Source organism: Alteromonas sp. AWJ4_197 (assembly GCF_056160285.1).
Genome location: NZ_JBSWWW010000004.1, coordinates 234,024 through 249,989, shown reverse-complemented (window position 1 = coordinate 249,989; position 15,966 = coordinate 234,024). Strand labels below are relative to the sequence as shown.

The following is a 15,966-nucleotide window of genomic DNA, read 5'->3' as shown; positions in this document are numbered from 1 at the left end:
TCACCCAGCCTCACGGCTGTGTGCGGGATTTGTTGTTTAGTCGTATTACCCATAAATACCGGCATTTCAGTTAGCCGGACAATTAAATGCGGGGTGTCGGGAACGACGGCCCTTACTATCTTTTTTCATTTTCACCCCCGTCATTACAGGGGCAAAGGTCAATTTAATTCTGTTTGCTAAACGGCGAACTTTATTTTCATCAGTTTGTGCAACGTTCTAAAGGCTTTTGTGCTGCCTTTATAAACCGGACGAATGCGTTTATTCAGTTGTCCGCACAATATTATGGTTCATTAATTAAGTTCGAACCGGATTTTGCTTAAGCATGTTTACTGCAAAATCACACGCGATTATCTCACCAACGTTTCGGGTTTAGCAAGCAAAGTTAACTCCCTTTTGTACTAAAAAACGTCATATTCAGAAATTAATTACATAAAAGACAGGCCCGAGCGTAAGAATGGCTGTTCTTTAACCAATCCGGCAGAACGGGAGGACCCTCAATTGTCTGTTGAAATGGTCCCGGTTTGCGCTATTTAGCTTTAGCGTATCCATACTTGCTCAGGTATACTCCCGCCCATGAAAGAAGATACCCCCCAACAAGTTCGTTTCGTTACCATCGAGCCAGATCTCGAAGGGCAGCGCATCGACAATTATTTGCGTACCCAGTTAAAGGGTGTGCCGAAAAGTATGATTTACCGGATTTTGCGTAAAGGTGAAGTGCGGGTAAATAAAGGCAGAGTAAAGCCGGAATATAAGCTTCAGGCTGATGATGTTATCCGCATTCCGCCGGTGCGGGTATCAGAACCCAAAGATACGCCGAATCCGAAACTGGATAAGGTGGCAGAACTTGAGCATTGTATATTGTTCGAGGATGACCGCATTCTGGTCATTAACAAACCTTCCGGCACTGCGGTGCATGGTGGCAGCTGCCTGAATTTCGGTTTGATTGAGGGCCTTAGGGCACTACGGCCCGATGCTCAGTTTATGGAACTGGTGCACCGTCTCGACCGGGACACTTCCGGCTGCATTATCATTGCTAAAAAACGTTCAGCACTGCGCCATCTGCATGCCCAGCTTCGTGACGGACAAATGGACAAGCGCTATCAGGCACTGGTCGCCGGTCAATGGCCTGAAAACCGTTTTAAAGTAAAAGCGCCGTTGTTGAAAAACGTACTGCAATCCGGCGAAAGGCTGGTGAGCGTGAATGAAAATGGTAAGCCATCAGAAACCCGCTATCGCATTCTGACCCGCTATGAAGATGCCACCCTGGTAGAAGCATCTCCTATTACAGGCAGAACGCATCAAATACGTGTGCACTGTTTGCATGCCGGTCATCCTATTGCCTGCGATCCCAAATATGGCGATGAACAGTTCGATGACACTATGCGCAGCCGTGATTTAAAGCGTCTGTTTCTGCATGCCGCCAGCATTCAGTTCATACATCCTGGCAGCGGAGAGACAGTTCGTTTTCAGGCGCCCCTTGATGAACAACTAACCAGAGCGCTAAAGCAGTTAAATGAAGTATAAATTTGTTATTTTCGACTGGGACGGCACGTTGATGGATTCAGCGGCCAAAATTGTAAATTGCATGCAGCTTGCTGCACGTCAATGCGAAGTAGCGATCCCACCGGCTGAAGCTGTCGGGGGAATTATCGGTATCAGTCTGCGTCCGGCAATTCAAAAGCTGTTTAACATCACTGATGAAGCACTGACAGACCGGCTGTTTGAAGCCTATAAAAATGCGTTTATTGAACAGGACCAGACACCAAGCCCTATGTTTAACGGCACTGAGCAGATGCTCACTTCATTAAAAAATAGTGGACGAACGCTTGCTGTTGCTACCGGTAAAGCGAGAAGGGGACTTGACCGTGCCTGGAAGAACACAGATACCGGTCACTATTTCAGCTTTTCACGTTGTGCTGATGACGCAGAGTCCAAACCGTCGCCGGATATGATCCTGCAACTGCTCGCAGAAGCCGGAGTCGATAAGTCGGATGCGGTGATGATCGGGGATACCACCTTTGATATGCAAATGGCGCAGGACGCAGGTATTGCACGTATTGGTGTATCTTATGGAGTGCATGCACAGGTTCACCTGGAACGGTTTGCGCCGCTGGCTGTTGTGCACAGTATTGCGGAACTGGAATCATTATTACTCAGTCATTGAAGTGGCGAGTAACAATAAATCAATTCCGTAACCGGCAAGCATATCCCGCAAAAGCATAACCGGTAAGCCGATGAGGGCATTCGGATCACGGGATTCAATTCGTTCAAACAGCAAGGTACCTTTACCTTCGGACTTAAAGCTGCCGGCGCAGTCATAGGGTTTTTCGTCCTGCAGGTAATGTTCAATGTGTGTTTTGCTGAGAGAACGGAAATGCACTTTTGTTATTTCGGTGGCTGTTGTCTGCTCTTTTGTGGCAGCGTCAATAATGCTCAGGGCAGAATAGAATGTCACGCAGCGGTCGCTACTTAATAAAAGCTGTTCCGTTGCAGCCTCATGAGTTCCGGGCTTGCCGAGTATAATTGTGGTGCCGGGACCGGTAGACAGGGAAGCTACCTGATCGCCGGCAATAACAATTCCGTTTTCCGTCCCGGTTGCTACTTTACCGGCTTTTGCTGCCGCCAGCCTTTCTGCCAGTGCCCCCGGCTGTTCATCCGGTAAGGGGCTTTCATCTATATCCGGTGCGATAATTGTGGCATTAACACCGAGAGAAGCGAATTGTGCCTGGCGGTAAACAGAAGATGTGGCCAGAATAAAGCGGGGGGATGTATACATGAATTCCTCTTTCGGTTACATAGCGTGCCAGATAGTAGCGGGAGTAAGCCATAAATCCGCGATATTTTCGAGTCGCCGGCTGTTTTTATCCCGAATACCTGACAATCTGTCCGCCAACCGGTCGAATCCGTGCTAAAAGGCGATTAATCTTTTGACACTGAGATACCAAATCTATAATATGCGCGCCCTATGCAGAAAGTGAAATTACCTCATACCGTCGATCCGGTGAAAAGCGCTGTGAAACGTTCCGATTACCGGGGTGTTATCGCAAGTAAAGATCTGGAACGATTGAATGAAGCTGTTGTCAGCTGTGATGAATGGGTGAACGCAGAAGTACAGTTCGAAAAAGACGCGCAGGGTCTTACTGTCTTTCACGGTCACTTAAGCGCACAGGTAACACTTATCTGTCAGAGGTGTAATGGCGAGTTTCCAAACTCACTTCATACCGAATTCTGTTTTAGTCCGGTGCAGGGACAAGATCAGGATGAGGCAGATGCATTACCCGAAGCCTATGAACCGGTAGAGGTCAACGACCACGGAGAAGTCGATTTACTTCAATTATTTGAAGACGAGTTGATTATCTCATTACCTATCGTAGCCCTTCATGCAGAGGAGGATTGCGGCCTTGGTAAAGATGATATGACATTTGGTAAAATCAGTCCGGAACATGAGCGACCAAACCCTTTCGCGGTTTTGAAAGAACTTAAGCGAGACCAGGAGTAAGTTATGGCAGTACAACAAAATCGTAAAACACGCTCTAAGCGTGGTATGCGTCGTTCACACGATGCATTGACAGGCGCGACTTTGTCTGTCGATTCAACGTCGGGTGAAACACACCGTCGTCATCACGTAACCGCAGATGGTTACTATAAAGGCAAAAAAGTAATCGCCCGCTAATCAGTAGGTGACAACTTTTGTCTAAGCTAACCATTGCGTTAGATATCATGGGGGGCGATCATGGTCCCCCTGTTATCCTTTCCGCTACCCTCAAAGCCATCCGGCAACATCCAGATTTCAAATTTATCTTATGTGGCCAGCAGTCCGTCATTGAACCTGCTGTCGCTGATTTATTGCCAGAACAACGTGCAAGAGTCACCATCGAGCATTGCGACGATGTCGTTGATATGGGCGATGCGCCTGCCTTTGCATTGCGCAATAAAAAGCAATCTTCTATGCGCCGCATTATTGAACTGGTGGAATCCGGGGAGGCCGATGCCTGTGTCAGTGCCGGAAATACCGGCGCGTTGCTGGCAATGGCTTATTATCTTCTGAAAACATTGCCCGGTATTGACCGGCCAGCCCTTGTTTCGGCTATGCCGACGGCCAGTCACCATAAAGTGTTTCTGCTGGATCTTGGCGCAAACGTAAACTGTACGTCAGAAATACTGTTTCAATATGGTGTGATGGCCAGTGTACTTGCCCAGGAAGTGTCCGGTATTGAAAAGCCGAGAGTGGCGCTACTGAACGTAGGCGAAGAAGATATAAAAGGAAATGCGCAGGTAAAGATTGCCGATCAGTTGTTCAGAAATGCCAGCGCACTGAATTATATAGGTTATGTGGAAGGGGATGACATTTTTACTGATTATGCCGATGTCGTGGTGACCGACGGATTTACCGGCAATATTGCCCTTAAATCTACCGAAGGTTTAGCCAAACTGGTTATTAATGAAGTAAAACGACAATCCCAAATGAACCTTTTAAGCCGTTTGATGGCCAGAATAGCGTTGCCGCTGCTGAAAAGCATCTACAACAGGGTGAACCCCGACCAGTATAACGGGGCGAGTCTGATAGGATTGCGCGGCATTGTCATCAAGAGTCACGGAAACGCTTCCGCTGACGCTTTTTACTATGCGATTTATCAGGCAATGCAAGAAGCCAAAATGGGCATTCCTGAGAAAATAAAAAGTAAAATAGAAACGGTTTTGTTGGAGCAGCTTTGAGCAATTATTCACGAATTATCGGGACCGGAAGTTATTATCCCAGTGAAGTGCGTACTAATGCCGACCTGGAAAAAATGGTCGATACCAGTGATGAATGGATCACTGAACGTACCGGGATTAAAGAAAGACGCATTATCGGTGCTGACGAAACAGCCGCCACCATGGGATTTGAAGCCAGTAAGCATGCTATAGAAGCTGCCGGTATCGACCCGAAGTCCATCGACATGATTGTGTGTGCAACCACCAGTGGTGCCCATGCATTTCCCAGCACAGCGTGTGAAATTCAGGCGATGCTCGACATTAACGGCATTCCTGCGTTTGATGTTGCCGCTGCCTGTGCCGGTTATTGTTATGCCCTGAGTATTGCCGATCAGTACATCAAGTCTGGTATGGCTAAACGGGTGCTGGTTATTGGTACAGACTGTCTGACCCGCATGATGGATCCTACCGACCGCGGTACAATCATTCTGTTTGGCGACGGTGCAGGTGCAACGGTCATTGAAGCCAGTGAGGAACCGGGTATTTTGTCTACCCATATTCACGCAGACGGTTCATACGGTGAATTACTCTATGCCGGTAATCCTCAACGGGGTGTAGCATCTTCCGTTGAAGAAAACTGGTGTGCTATGAAAGGCAATGAGACTTTCAAAGTGGCCGTCACTAAATTGTCTGAGACTGTAGAACAAACCCTTGCAGCCAATAATATGGCAAAATCTGATCTTGACTGGCTGGTACCGCACCAGGCAAACTTCCGCATTATTAAAGCGACTGCCAGAAAGCTGGACATGTCGTTAGATCAGGTTGTGCTGACTCTGGAAAAATACGGTAACACGTCTGCTGCAACCGTGCCTACAGCACTGGATACTGCTATCAGAGATGGCCGTATTAAACGTGGTCAGAATCTTCTTCTTGAAGCATTCGGCGGAGGCTTCGCCTGGGCTTCAGCTCTGGTAAGATATTAAGTCCGGTCTGCAGACCGGCACGATAAAGATAACAATAAGGAACAATAATGACTCGTACAGCTTGTGTATTTCCGGGACAAGGTTCCCAGTCTGTCGGCATGCTTAAAGAGCTGGCTGAAAGCCACCCTGTTGTAATTGATACATTTAAAGAAGCGTCAGACGAGTTGGGATATGACTTGTGGGATCTGGTGCAGAATGATGCCGACGGCAAGTTAAATGAGACTCACATCACGCAGCCTGCGCTGCTGACAGCCAGTGTTGCCATCTGGCGTATTCTTCAGGAAAAGCAGATCCAGGTAGATTACCTGGCCGGTCACAGTCTGGGTGAATATTCAGCGCTGGTTTGTGCCGGAGCCATTGAATTTAAAGACGCGGTGAAGCTGGTAGAAGCCCGTGGTCAGTTCATGCAACAGGCCGTACCGGCCGGAGCAGGGGCAATGTACGCCATTATCGGGCTGGATGATGAAACCATTGCTGAGTGTTGTCAGCAAACAGCTATTGCAACCGGTGAAGTTGTGTCTCCGGTTAACTTCAATTCGCCGGGCCAGGTGGTCATTGCCGGTGAAAAGGCTGCCGCAGAACAAGCTGCAACGGCATGTAAAGACGCCGGTGCAAAACGTGCGTTACCACTGGCTGTCAGTGTGCCGTCTCACTGCGAACTGATGCGTCCAGCTGCTGACCAGTTAGATGATGCACTGGCTGCAATCAACATTACTGCACCTGCGATTAACGTGGTGAACAATGTTGATGTGAGCGTAGAGTCTTCGGCTGAAGCCATTAAAGATGCGCTCGTACGTCAGTTATACTGTCCGGTGCAGTGGACCCGTACCGTCGAGTTCCTTGCCGCGAAGGGCGTAGAGAAAATTATTGAGGTGGGGCCGGGTAAAGTATTAACCGGTCTGACTAAACGAATTGATAAAGCATTAACCAGTGTTGCGGTAAATACGCCGGACACACTGGCTGATCTTTAATTACTCAGAATCAGGAAAATTATGAGTCAGTTATCAGGTAAAGTCGCCTTAGTAACAGGCGCAAGTCGCGGTATCGGTAAAGCTATTGCTGAAGCACTGTCTGCGCAGGGTGCAACCGTTGTGGGTACAGCAACCAGCGAAAACGGCGCTGCTGCTATTTCTGAATATTTAGCTGCATCAGGCGGTAAAGGCCTGCCATTAAATGTGACAGACAAAGCATCGGTGGAAACCGTGCTGAAGAACGTTACTGATGAATTTGGTGCTATTGATATTCTGATCAATAATGCCGGTATCACCCGTGATAATCTGTTAATGCGAATGAAAGATGACGAGTGGCAGGACATTATAGATACCAATCTGTCATCTATCTTTACGCTGTCTAAAGCCGTGTTACGCGGTATGATGAAGAAGCGTTATGGTCGTATCGTCAATGTTGGTTCAGTAGTGGGCAGTGCCGGTAATGCCGGACAGGCAAACTATGCTGCTGCAAAAGCCGGTGTGATTGGATTTTCCAAATCTATGGCACGTGAAGTGGCATCCCGCGGTATCACCATCAATGTGGTCGCTCCGGGCTTTATCGATACAGACATGACGAAAGCATTGACAGACGACCAGCGAGAAGCGATCTTTAAGGACATCCCGGCAAACAGACTGGGTGCACCGGAAGAAATTGCTTCAACTGTTGCTTTCTTAGTCAGTGATGGCGCTGCGTACATCACTGGTGAAACCATCCATGTAAATGGTGGAATGTATATGAATTAATGTTGCCATCTGGCAGCAATTTCGTGCCTGAGCCTTGTTTTGCTTGGGTGTTGGTGTTAAAAAATTGTAGAATTAATTGGTTGGTTGCTGGTTTGACCAGGATATTTACATCACTTGGTACTTGCAAGGATAGTCCTTGCAAAATAAACTAGCGGCACTTTTTTATCTAGTGACGTTAAGGGAAACCTAGAATTATGAGTAACATCGAAGAGCGCGTAAAAAAGATCATCGTAGAACAGCTGGGCGTTAAAGAAGAAGAAGTAAAAGCTGAAGCTTCCTTCGTTGATGATTTGGGCGCAGATTCACTCGACACTGTTGAGCTGGTTATGGCTTTAGAAGAAGAGTTCGATACTGAAATTCCTGATGAAGAAGCAGAGAAGATCACTACCGTTCAGTCTGCTATCGACTACATCAACGCAAATAAAGACGCGTAAGCGTTCCTGAGTTTTGCGAAAACGGCTCTGTTAAGAGCCGTTTTCGTATCTAACGTTAGTTCCAATACGAGGGCTTTTTGTGACAAAACGTCGCGTAGTAGTTACTGGTATGGGTATGCTTTCACCACTGGCTTCTAATGTTGAAGACACGTGGAGCCGCCTGTTAAAAGGTGAAAGTGGTATCGGTGACATCACCTTATTCGATTGCAGTAACTATTCCACTCGTTTTGCCGGTCAAGTCGATGATTTCGACCCGCAAGATTACATCGAAAAGAAAGAAGCAAAAAAGATGGACCGGTTTATCCAGCTCGGCATTGCCGCGGGTAAGCAGGCGCTTGCTGATTCCGGTCTGGCGATTACTGATGAGAATGCTCACCGTGTAGGTGTGGCTATCGGTTCAGGTATCGGCGGTCTTGAACAAATCGAGCAGAACCACGTTAAACTGATGAACAGCGGTCCTAAGCGCGTTTCACCGTTTTTTGTGCCTTCTACTATCACCAACATGATTTCCGGCTTCCTGTCTATCATGGAAGGGCTGAAAGGGCCGAACCTGAATATCGTGACGGCCTGTACAACCGGTGTGCACAATATTGGTGTGGCAGCGCGTACTATCGCTTACGGCGATGCTGACGCCATGCTTGCAGGTGGTGCTGAAGCCTCTATTACCCCGCTGGGTATCGCAGGTTTTGCGGCAGCCAGAGCGCTGTCCTCAAACAACGATGCGCCGCAGCAAGCCAGCCGTCCTTGGGATAAAGACCGTGATGGCTTTGTTATGGGTGAAGGTGCCGGTGTGATGATGCTGGAATCTTATGAATCAGCCGTTGCCCGTGGTGCCAAAATCTATGCTGAACTGACAGGCTTCGGAATGAGCGGTGATGCATATCACATGACTTCACCTCCTGCAGATGGTGAAGGCGCAGCCCGTTCTATGGAAAATGCCTTACTGGATGGCGGCGTTAACCGTGAAGATATTGGTTATATCAATGCTCATGGTACGTCCACACCAGCTGGAGACATTGCAGAAGTTGCAGCAGTAAAGCGGGTATTCGGTGAGCATGCTCATCATTTACTGGTCAGCTCGACTAAGTCAATGACCGGTCACCTGTTGGGTGCTGCCGGTTCGGTAGAAGCTATTTTCACCGTGCTTGCACTGCGTGACAAAATGGCGCCGCCTACTATCAACCTGGACAATCCGGGTGAAGGCTGTGATCTTGATTTTGTTGCACACAAAGCGAAATCATTCGATACGCCTTACGCCTTATGTAATTCATTCGGCTTCGGTGGTACTAACGGTTCATTAATCTTCAAACGTATTGACGGTTAATGTAATTGATTGCGAAAAGGCAGCATCACGCTGCCTTTTTTGTATCTGAAGTGTAGTGATTGGTTATGCGTAACTCGCTTCCGGTTTTTGTAAGCCGCGTCTGCACACTGTAAATCCCTGCATCTGCTGGTATACTTCCGCACTGAATTTTATCAATGACTCACACTCTTTATGTCTGAAGGCATACATCAGGACCGCGCATTTCAATACGGTGATGGCATGTTTACCACTATGCATGTGGCTTGTGGCCGTGTTGCTCTGTGGTCTCTTCATAAACAGCGTTTACAAAACGACAGTGCCCGGTTGGGATTAACTGTAGATTTGGCCTTGCTAACTGAACAAGTGCATGCGGCAGCGGAAAAACTGGCTGATGGCGTGCTGAAAGTGCACATTTCTTCAGGTTGCGGCGGTCGTGGTTATCAGCGTCCGGCAGGGCAATCTGCTGTCTGGCGGTTATCTGACTTCTCTGTGCCGGCTCAGTATGCTTGCTGGCAGAAGCAGGGAATTGCTGCTGACATCAGCCCGGTGACGCTGGGTTTGCAACCTTTGCTCGCAGGTATCAAGCATATAAACCGGCTCGAACAGGTGCTGGTGAAAGAACAGATTACCCTCGATGATGCCATCGTGTGTGATATGCAGGGCTACGTGACAGAGGCGAGTGCCAGCAATGTGTTCTGGTATGCAGACGGTCAGTGGTATACGCCCTCACTGGATAACGCCGGCGTGGCCGGTGTTTACCGGGCGTTTATTCTTTCTACCCTTGAGCAGGCCGGCAAGCCTGTGATAACAGGAAAATTTACGATTTCAGATCTTAAAGAAGCCAGCGCGGTTTTTTTATGTAATGCGTTGATGCACATTGTACCGCTGAACCGTATTCAGTTTGATGATGCAGAGGTTCGCTTCGATTGCGGGCCGGTGTGGACGTTGCAGCAGCAAATGAATGAGGCTTATGAGAGGGAACATGAAACGCCTGATTAGTATCCTTGCAGTGCTTTTTGCCGGCTTTGCTTTCCTGGCCATCGCTTATTTCTGGTCTGTTAAACAACTCACAGCACCACTTTCGTTAGAAGATGACGTTTTGTATACCGTACCCCAGGGCAGTTCTGCGACTTCTGTTGTCCGCGATTTACTCGATAACGGCCTGGCGTCTTTTCCTCTCCTTACTGCAAAAGTGTGGTTGAAACTGGATCAGCAGGCCAGTGCTGTCAGAGCGGGTACCTATCAGTTAACGCCCGGGATGTCTGCAGTGGACGCCCTGTATCTGTTTGCCAGTGGTGATGAATATCAGTTTCAGATAAGTCTTGTGGAAGGGTTGACGCTCAGCCAGTGGCTGATTTTACTCAGAGCCGATATGAATCTGGTTCAGGATGTTACCGGAGATGATGCATTGTCCGGGCTGGCAGCCGCCGTTGAAGGTTATGATTCACAGGCCTGGCCGGAGGGTTTATTCCTGGCAGATACCTATCACTATACTGCCGGTACGTCTGTCTCTGATATCCTCAGACGCGCCGGTGAAGCATTGAGCCGCTATATTCAGCCACAATGGGATAACCGCCCGGGGACATTGCCCTATCAAACGCCTTACGATGTGCTGATCATGGCGTCAATTATTGAGAAAGAAACTGCCGTCGCCAGTGAGCGGCCTCTCATTGCCGGTGTATTTGTTAACCGGTTGGACAATGGTATGCGCCTGCAAACCGATCCCACCGTTATTTATGGTCTTGGCGATGAGTTTGACGGTAATCTGACCCGTCAGCACTTACGGGGTAAAACACCGTACAATACGTATACTATAAACGGTTTACCGCCCACTCCTATTGCTATGCCGGGTAAAGCGGCTATCGATGCGGCGCTGAATCCGTCGCTGACGGATGCGCTTTATTTTGTGTCCCGCGGTGACGGGACACATGTTTTTTCATCTACGCTGGAAGCCCACAATGAGGCCGTTAACCAGTATCAGCGGAATATCAAAAAAGAATAATATGTCAGGAAAATTCATTGTTATAGAGGGCCTTGAAGGAGCAGGTAAAAGCTCTGTTATTGAGGTAGTGAAACAGTTCATTGAAAGCCGCGGGCATTCCTGTGTTTGTACCCGTGAGCCGGGTGGTACGCCGATGGCTGAGGCTATCCGTGAATGTGTTAAAGGTGACTGGCAGGAGACGGTAGCAGAAGAAACGGAATTAATGCTGATGTATGCTGCCCGCCGTCAGTTGCTGGTTAACGTTGTCCATCCGGCCCTCGAAAGAGGAGAGTGGGTGCTGGGTGACCGTCATGATATGAGTTCACTTGCCTACCAGGGCGGCGGCAGGCAAATCCCTGAAGATAAGTTGATGGCGCTCCGGGAGTTGTGTCTGCAGGGCTTTGGTCCCGATCTCACCTTGTATCTTGATGTCGAGCCGGAAACCGGATTGCAACGGGCGCGGGGACGGGGAGAGTTAGATCGGATCGAACGTTCCGGGCTGGCTTTTTTTGAGCGCACCCGTGAAAAATATCTGTCACTGACAAATGAATCGCCAACGGCGTTTCTCATTGATGCCATGCAGCCTATGGAAAACGTACATCAGGATGTGTTGAGTACGCTGGAGGCTAACCTGCCATGACGCCCGGATGGCTGCGACCTCTGTTGCTGAATTTTACAGACAGACTCCGGTTGCGTAGTCTGCATCACGCATTATTGCTATCAGGTATTGCAGGTACCGGCAAACGCGTACTGGCTACAGCACTGGCAAAAACCTTACTGTGCAAACAGGTATCAGATGAAGGAAGTTGTGGTCAATGTCAGAGTTGTCTGCTTTTCGAAGCCGGTAACCATCCGGACTATCACCAGCTTGTCAGTGAAAAGCAACTCGGCGTTGATGCTGTGCGGGGTGGCATACAAAAGTTAGCTGGGACTGCTCAGTTGGGTAACAATAAGGTACTGGTGATCCCTGACGCGGATACCATGACAGAAGCGGCTTCTAATGCGTTACTCAAAACGTTGGAAGAACCGACGGTAAATACTTATTTATTATTACTTACGAGTCGCAAAACGGCGCTGTTACCCACTATTCTGAGCCGGTGCGAAAAACATGATATTCCTTTACCGGCAGAGCAGACCGTTATCGACTGGCTTGGCGCGCAGGGCATGACTGACGTTACCCCGGCAACCTTAAAAGCCTACGGCTATGCGCCTTATACTGTACTGGACAGTTTGCAGGAAGGTGCTGAAGGGTTGTCGTTTAACGGCTATCAGCAGGGGATTGCGGATTTGATGGGGAATAAAGAATCTCCCCGCAGTCTGGCTGTGAAATGGCAGGAGCACGCTGTTCAGGTAGTAAAATGGCTGCAAAGCGATGCCCATGAAAAATATATCCGCACATTGCATTCCGACGATTACCGGGCGTCGTTAAAATGTCAGCAGGCGTCTGCACAACTGCAGCATCCCGGCGTAAATAAAGCGGTGATCCTCACCGGCGTACTGGCCGTTTTTTCTGTTAACCCGTTATAAATAAGGTACTGAATTTTGTTCGTAGATTCCCATTGCCATCTGGACCGGTTAAAAATGGACAAGGCCGGACTGGAAGAAACCCTGAAGTTTGCCCGTCAGCGGGGAGTTGAGCATTTCCTGTGCGTCTCTGTTTCTGTTAAAGACTACGATGACATGTATGAAGCGGTAAAAGACTTTCCTGATGTGTCTGTTTCATGCGGGGTTCATCCCTTACATCAGGAAGATGCCTGTGATTACGACACATTACTGGCGAAAGCGTCTAATCCTGAAGTTGTTGCAATTGGTGAAACGGGTCTGGATTATTTTTACAGTGCTGACACCAAAGAAGTGCAGCTCGCTTCATTTGTGGATCATATCAAGGTTGCGAATGTCCTAAAAAAACCGCTGATCATTCATACCAGAGATGCCCGCGAAGACACGCTGTCTTTGCTTAAGGAACATAAAAATCCTGAAACAAAAGGGGTATTACATTGTTTTACCGAAAGTCTTGATATGGCCCTGGCTGCTATCGATATGGGTTTTTATGTTTCCATTTCTGGCATTGTGACGTTTAACTCAGCGGATGAACTCCGTGAAGTGGTAAAAGCGTTACCCATTGAGCGCTTGTTGATAGAAACGGATTCTCCATGGCTGGCACCGGTTCCTCACAGGGGAAAACAAAATCAGCCTGGCTTTGTGGTCGAAGTGGCTGAATTTATTGCATCAGTAAAAGGGGTAACCGTGGAAGAACTGGCAAGACAGACCACTGAAAACTTTTACACCTTATTCAGTCATGTCAGACAATAAACCCCTTATCTGGACTGAGCGGCTTTTGAAAAGCTTACAGGCCGGTAAAGATTCACCTGAAAGCCGCTTCATGCAGGTTGCCACCTGCAATAAGGACGGCTTGCCTGAAAACCGCACGCTGGTTTTCCGGCAGCTCGATAGTGATGAAGGGATTATTTACGCGGTGTCTGATCTGAGAACTGCAAAAGCTGACGCGCTTAAAGCGAATGCCAATGCTGCTATTTGCTGGTACTTTACCGGCAGCAGAGAGCAATACCGTTTAAATTGCACTACTACAATTATCACTACGGATAACGCACCGGAAGATATTCACCGCGCATGGTGTGAAATGTCGGTACAGGGCAAAAAGCAATTTCTGTGGGGTGTACCGGGTTCTGTCAGACAACCGGCAAAGCCTCTCAAGGCGGAAGGTGATATGAATATAGCCCCGCCTCATTTCTGCAAGCTGGCTTTCAGGGCAGACTCAGTTGATTACCTGAACCTGAAAGGTAACCCTCAATATCGGGAATTCCAGACACGATGTGATAACGACTGGCAAATCCGGGCTGTTATTCCCTGAAAACCGGTAATCACCATTTCATTAAATCGTCTTCACCGTTTCATTTAAGCATACAGACAGTACGCGGGATCAATAGGAAAATAAGCGTCAACACGATAGTAGTTTCTGTTTCCCGGAGTCTTTATGCAAAATCTTGCTCAGAATATTATTTATCTTTCTCACGGTGGCGGACCATTTCCGCTTCTTGGTGAGCCTTCTCACCAGGGCATGGTAGATCAACTAAGCGGGATCGCTGCCTCTCTGCCGGTACCGGAGCGCATTCTCCTGATCAGTGCGCACTGGGAGGAAAGTAACTTTAGCGTAACAGGGCATCCGTCACCCGGTTTAATTTATGATTATTATGGCTTTCCGGAAGAAGCTTACAGTATTACCTATCCGGCCCCCGGGGATCCCCAATTTGCCGGAGCATTACAAGAGTCTGTCAGAGCGGCCGGCATAAAATTATCAGTGTCACCGGAAAGAGGGTTTGATCACGGTATGTTCGTGCCGCTGAAAATCATGTTTCCTCAGGCTGATATTCCTGTCGTACAGTTATCATTAAGCAAGTATCTCGATGCTGCTATGCATGTACGCATGGGTGAGGCACTGGCAAAATGTGATTTATCAAAAACGCTGGTGATAGGCTCAGGATTTTCCTTCCACAATATGAAAGCGTTCTTCAAACCGGTTGCCGGTGCAGATGAAATGAATGATGCTTTTCAGCTCTGGCTGAAAACACTGATGACTGATGTCGGTATCAGGGAAGGAGAGCGCTCACATCAACTCATCAATTGGGAAACAACGGCGCCGAATGCCAGATTTTGCCATCCCCGTGAAGAACATTTATTGCCCCTACACGTATGTTACGGACTTGCAGGGAAACCGGCAAAGCACGCCTTTCAAACGCACATTGCAGGAAAACTGGCGACAACATTTTTATGGTGACAACCGTGGGGTCGTTCAGGATGGTTTGATAATTGTCCTGAGCTGCACTTCCGTCAGGAACCTGTCTTTCGCTGGCAGCAAAGTTTGAATTTTTTACCGCTCTGACAGAAACAGGGATCGTTTCTGCTAATTTTTACGGTGCCGGTATCATCATGCAATTTTCCGCTGTCATAGCGCCAGCAATTGTTTTCTTCCAGGAACAGTGATGTTTCATGGAGAACACCGGTTTTCCGCCTCTCAGCATACCACGCTCTGAATTCCACATGGTTTGTATTTGTTTGCAATACATCAAGATGGAGCCAGGTCGTGCCGGATGCACTTTCTTCAAGAGCACTGACTGTCAAATCTGCCCGCTTTGAAGCTGTATAGGTTTTGAGTACGTATTCATAATTTTTGCTGACATACGCGGAGTATCTCGAACGCATCAGTTGTTCCGGTGAAGTCGCCTCTTGCTGGCCAGCCAGCAATGGCCCGCAACACTGATTTCTGTCTTTACCGCTATTGCAATAACACTGCATTATTATGCCCGTTAAACTTTTTCGGGGCAGTGTACCTTTGTACAGGGCTATCACCAAGGCCCGGTAACCACATTCTTCATTTCGCTGTTTTGTTCATCGTTGGTAACCCGCAGATTCACAACTGAAACGGCATAACGGCGACATAATTGTTGAATTACCACCCGTTGCTGATCGTCCAGAGCCAGATTCTCTACATATATCGTTTTGCACTGACCAGACATGATGAGCCTTGAAATCCATCCTGGTACATCTTCTTCCGAAGGTTTCTGCATACGGATACTGTGTGGCACATCTTTTTTAAAGGCTACCGATTCTGCAATTAAGTACGACCAGCCACGGGGACGTGAAACTTCACGGGGCGCGCCATCAAAGGCAAAGCTGAGTTGAACGACGTTGTTTGAATGAGTCATGGTAATCCCTGTTCGTTTATACAGTGTATGGGTATACAGTATTTCAGAATGAAGACTTGTGCAAGTATTTTTTTGCATAAAAAAGCAGCGCAACACAACAGATTTGGACAGCA

20 protein-coding genes are annotated in these 15,966 nt (G+C 48.1%); 17 read left to right on the top strand and 3 right to left on the bottom strand.

All coding sequences use genetic code 11. From position 1 onward, the window contains the following. Window positions 1-573 precede the first annotated feature (573 nt). Window positions 574-1,524 carry a 23S rRNA pseudouridine(955/2504/2580) synthase RluC gene (gene rluC / locus ACXAGC_RS10385; RefSeq protein ID WP_474844324.1) on the top strand — a complete coding sequence of 317 codons (951 nt, stop codon included), beginning with the start codon at window positions 574-576 and terminating at the stop codon, window positions 1,522-1,524. After that, window positions 1,514-2,164 carry an HAD-IA family hydrolase gene (locus ACXAGC_RS10380; RefSeq protein WP_474844323.1) on the top strand — a complete coding sequence of 217 codons (651 nt, stop codon included), beginning with the start codon at window positions 1,514-1,516 and terminating at the stop codon, window positions 2,162-2,164. The genes rluC and ACXAGC_RS10380 overlap by 11 nt, the downstream gene beginning before the upstream one ends. On the opposite strand, the gene ACXAGC_RS10375 is transcribed toward ACXAGC_RS10380, so the two are convergent. Beyond that, complete coding sequence (locus tag ACXAGC_RS10375) at window positions 2,150-2,776, bottom strand: Maf family protein (protein ID WP_474844322.1); 627 nt, start codon at window positions 2,774-2,776, stop codon at window positions 2,150-2,152. The genes ACXAGC_RS10380 and ACXAGC_RS10375 overlap by 15 nt on opposite strands. A 189-nt stretch (window positions 2,777-2,965) precedes the next feature. Here ACXAGC_RS10375 and yceD point away from each other — a divergent pair, with 189 nt between their 5' ends. The 15 genes from yceD (at window position 2,966) to ACXAGC_RS10300 (ending at window position 14,925) form a co-directional block, all read left to right on the top strand. After that, complete coding sequence (yceD, locus tag ACXAGC_RS10370) at window positions 2,966-3,499, top strand: 23S rRNA accumulation protein YceD (protein WP_474844321.1); 534 nt, start codon at window positions 2,966-2,968, stop codon at window positions 3,497-3,499. A gap of 3 nt (window positions 3,500-3,502) precedes the next feature. Then, window positions 3,503-3,673: a 50S ribosomal protein L32 gene (gene rpmF, locus ACXAGC_RS10365; RefSeq protein ID WP_119501522.1), complete on the top strand. Its 171-nt coding sequence runs from the start codon at window positions 3,503-3,505 to the stop codon at window positions 3,671-3,673. 17 nt (window positions 3,674-3,690) lie between these two features. Next, window positions 3,691-4,716 (top strand): phosphate acyltransferase PlsX, encoded by a 1,026-nt coding sequence (gene plsX, locus ACXAGC_RS10360; protein WP_119501521.1) that lies wholly within the window; start codon window positions 3,691-3,693, stop codon window positions 4,714-4,716. After that, on the top strand, window positions 4,713-5,678 hold the full coding sequence (locus ACXAGC_RS10355; protein WP_119501520.1) for a beta-ketoacyl-ACP synthase III: 966 nt from the start codon (window positions 4,713-4,715) through the stop codon (window positions 5,676-5,678). Before plsX ends, ACXAGC_RS10355 begins: the two co-directional genes overlap by 4 nt. A 47-nt stretch (window positions 5,679-5,725) precedes the next feature. After that, window positions 5,726-6,649, top strand: a complete 924-nt coding sequence (gene fabD / locus ACXAGC_RS10350; RefSeq protein ID WP_474844320.1) for an ACP S-malonyltransferase — start codon at window positions 5,726-5,728, stop codon at window positions 6,647-6,649. Between the two features lie 21 nt (window positions 6,650-6,670). Then, entirely contained in the window at window positions 6,671-7,411 is a 741-nt protein-coding gene (fabG, locus tag ACXAGC_RS10345) for a 3-oxoacyl-ACP reductase FabG (RefSeq protein ID WP_474844319.1), read from the top strand. Window positions 7,412-7,605: 194 nt separating this feature from the next. Next, on the top strand, window positions 7,606-7,845 hold the full coding sequence (gene acpP, locus ACXAGC_RS10340; RefSeq protein ID WP_012518211.1) for an acyl carrier protein: 240 nt from the start codon (window positions 7,606-7,608) through the stop codon (window positions 7,843-7,845). A gap of 79 nt (window positions 7,846-7,924) precedes the next feature. Then, complete coding sequence (gene fabF / locus ACXAGC_RS10335) at window positions 7,925-9,169, top strand: beta-ketoacyl-ACP synthase II (protein ID WP_474844318.1); 1,245 nt, start codon at window positions 7,925-7,927, stop codon at window positions 9,167-9,169. Between the two features lie 171 nt (window positions 9,170-9,340). Then, a complete protein-coding gene (pabC, locus tag ACXAGC_RS10330) occupies window positions 9,341-10,147 on the top strand; it encodes an aminodeoxychorismate lyase (RefSeq protein WP_474844317.1) in 807 nt (268 codons plus the stop codon). Next, entirely contained in the window at window positions 10,131-11,150 is a 1,020-nt protein-coding gene (gene mltG, locus ACXAGC_RS10325) for an endolytic transglycosylase MltG (RefSeq protein WP_474844316.1), read from the top strand. The genes pabC and mltG overlap by 17 nt, the downstream gene beginning before the upstream one ends. Before the next feature lies 1 nt (window position 11,151). Further along, entirely contained in the window at window positions 11,152-11,769 is a 618-nt protein-coding gene (tmk, locus tag ACXAGC_RS10320) for a dTMP kinase (RefSeq protein ID WP_474844315.1), read from the top strand. Next, entirely contained in the window at window positions 11,766-12,656 is an 891-nt protein-coding gene (gene holB / locus ACXAGC_RS10315) for a DNA polymerase III subunit delta' (protein WP_474844314.1), read from the top strand. The genes tmk and holB overlap by 4 nt, the downstream gene beginning before the upstream one ends. 15 nt (window positions 12,657-12,671) lie before the next feature. Beyond that, window positions 12,672-13,442, top strand: a complete 771-nt coding sequence (locus tag ACXAGC_RS10310; protein ID WP_474844313.1) for a TatD family hydrolase — start codon at window positions 12,672-12,674, stop codon at window positions 13,440-13,442. After that, window positions 13,429-14,001 (top strand): pyridoxamine 5'-phosphate oxidase family protein, encoded by a 573-nt coding sequence (locus ACXAGC_RS10305; protein WP_474844312.1) that lies wholly within the window; start codon window positions 13,429-13,431, stop codon window positions 13,999-14,001. The genes ACXAGC_RS10310 and ACXAGC_RS10305 overlap by 14 nt, the downstream gene beginning before the upstream one ends. A 123-nt stretch (window positions 14,002-14,124) precedes the next feature. After that, complete coding sequence (locus tag ACXAGC_RS10300) at window positions 14,125-14,925, top strand: DODA-type extradiol aromatic ring-opening family dioxygenase (protein ID WP_474844311.1); 801 nt, start codon at window positions 14,125-14,127, stop codon at window positions 14,923-14,925. 53 nt (window positions 14,926-14,978) lie between these two features. Here ACXAGC_RS10300 and ACXAGC_RS10295 read toward each other — a convergent pair whose 3' ends face one another. Together ACXAGC_RS10295 and ACXAGC_RS10290 are read right to left on the bottom strand one after the other, a co-directional pair. Then, a complete protein-coding gene (locus tag ACXAGC_RS10295) occupies window positions 14,979-15,443 on the bottom strand; it encodes a YchJ family protein (RefSeq protein ID WP_474844310.1) in 465 nt (154 codons plus the stop codon). A 50-nt stretch (window positions 15,444-15,493) separates the two neighbouring features. Next, on the bottom strand, window positions 15,494-15,853 hold the full coding sequence (locus ACXAGC_RS10290) for a deoxyguanosinetriphosphate triphosphohydrolase (RefSeq protein ID WP_474844309.1): 360 nt from the start codon (window positions 15,851-15,853) through the stop codon (window positions 15,494-15,496). Window positions 15,854-15,966 lie beyond the last annotated feature (113 nt).

What these genes read in the sequence shown, in the direction of transcription:
- rluC (WP_474844324.1), top strand. Translation starts at nt 574, where the DNA reads ATGAAAGAAGATACCCCCCAACAAGTTCGTTTCGTTACCATCGAGCCA.
- ACXAGC_RS10380 (WP_474844323.1), top strand. Translation starts at nt 1,514, where the DNA reads ATGAAGTATAAATTTGTTATTTTCGACTGGGACGGCACGTTGATGGAT.
- ACXAGC_RS10375 (WP_474844322.1), bottom strand. Translation starts at nt 2,776, where the DNA reads ATGTATACATCCCCCCGCTTTATTCTGGCCACATCTTCTGTTTACCGC.
- yceD (WP_474844321.1), top strand. Translation starts at nt 2,966, where the DNA reads ATGCAGAAAGTGAAATTACCTCATACCGTCGATCCGGTGAAAAGCGCT.
- rpmF (WP_119501522.1), top strand. Translation starts at nt 3,503, where the DNA reads ATGGCAGTACAACAAAATCGTAAAACACGCTCTAAGCGTGGTATGCGT.
- fabD (WP_474844320.1), top strand. Translation starts at nt 5,726, where the DNA reads ATGACTCGTACAGCTTGTGTATTTCCGGGACAAGGTTCCCAGTCTGTC.
- fabG (WP_474844319.1), top strand. Translation starts at nt 6,671, where the DNA reads ATGAGTCAGTTATCAGGTAAAGTCGCCTTAGTAACAGGCGCAAGTCGC.
- acpP (WP_012518211.1), top strand. Translation starts at nt 7,606, where the DNA reads ATGAGTAACATCGAAGAGCGCGTAAAAAAGATCATCGTAGAACAGCTG.
- pabC (WP_474844317.1), top strand. Translation starts at nt 9,341, where the DNA reads ATGTCTGAAGGCATACATCAGGACCGCGCATTTCAATACGGTGATGGC.
- mltG (WP_474844316.1), top strand. Translation starts at nt 10,131, where the DNA reads ATGAAACGCCTGATTAGTATCCTTGCAGTGCTTTTTGCCGGCTTTGCT.
- tmk (WP_474844315.1), top strand. Translation starts at nt 11,152, where the DNA reads ATGTCAGGAAAATTCATTGTTATAGAGGGCCTTGAAGGAGCAGGTAAA.
- holB (WP_474844314.1), top strand. Translation starts at nt 11,766, where the DNA reads ATGACGCCCGGATGGCTGCGACCTCTGTTGCTGAATTTTACAGACAGA.
- ACXAGC_RS10305 (WP_474844312.1), top strand. Translation starts at nt 13,429, where the DNA reads ATGTCAGACAATAAACCCCTTATCTGGACTGAGCGGCTTTTGAAAAGC.
- ACXAGC_RS10300 (WP_474844311.1), top strand. Translation starts at nt 14,125, where the DNA reads ATGCAAAATCTTGCTCAGAATATTATTTATCTTTCTCACGGTGGCGGA.
- ACXAGC_RS10295 (WP_474844310.1), bottom strand. Translation starts at nt 15,443, where the DNA reads ATGCAGTGTTATTGCAATAGCGGTAAAGACAGAAATCAGTGTTGCGGG.
- ACXAGC_RS10290 (WP_474844309.1), bottom strand. Translation starts at nt 15,853, where the DNA reads ATGACTCATTCAAACAACGTCGTTCAACTCAGCTTTGCCTTTGATGGC.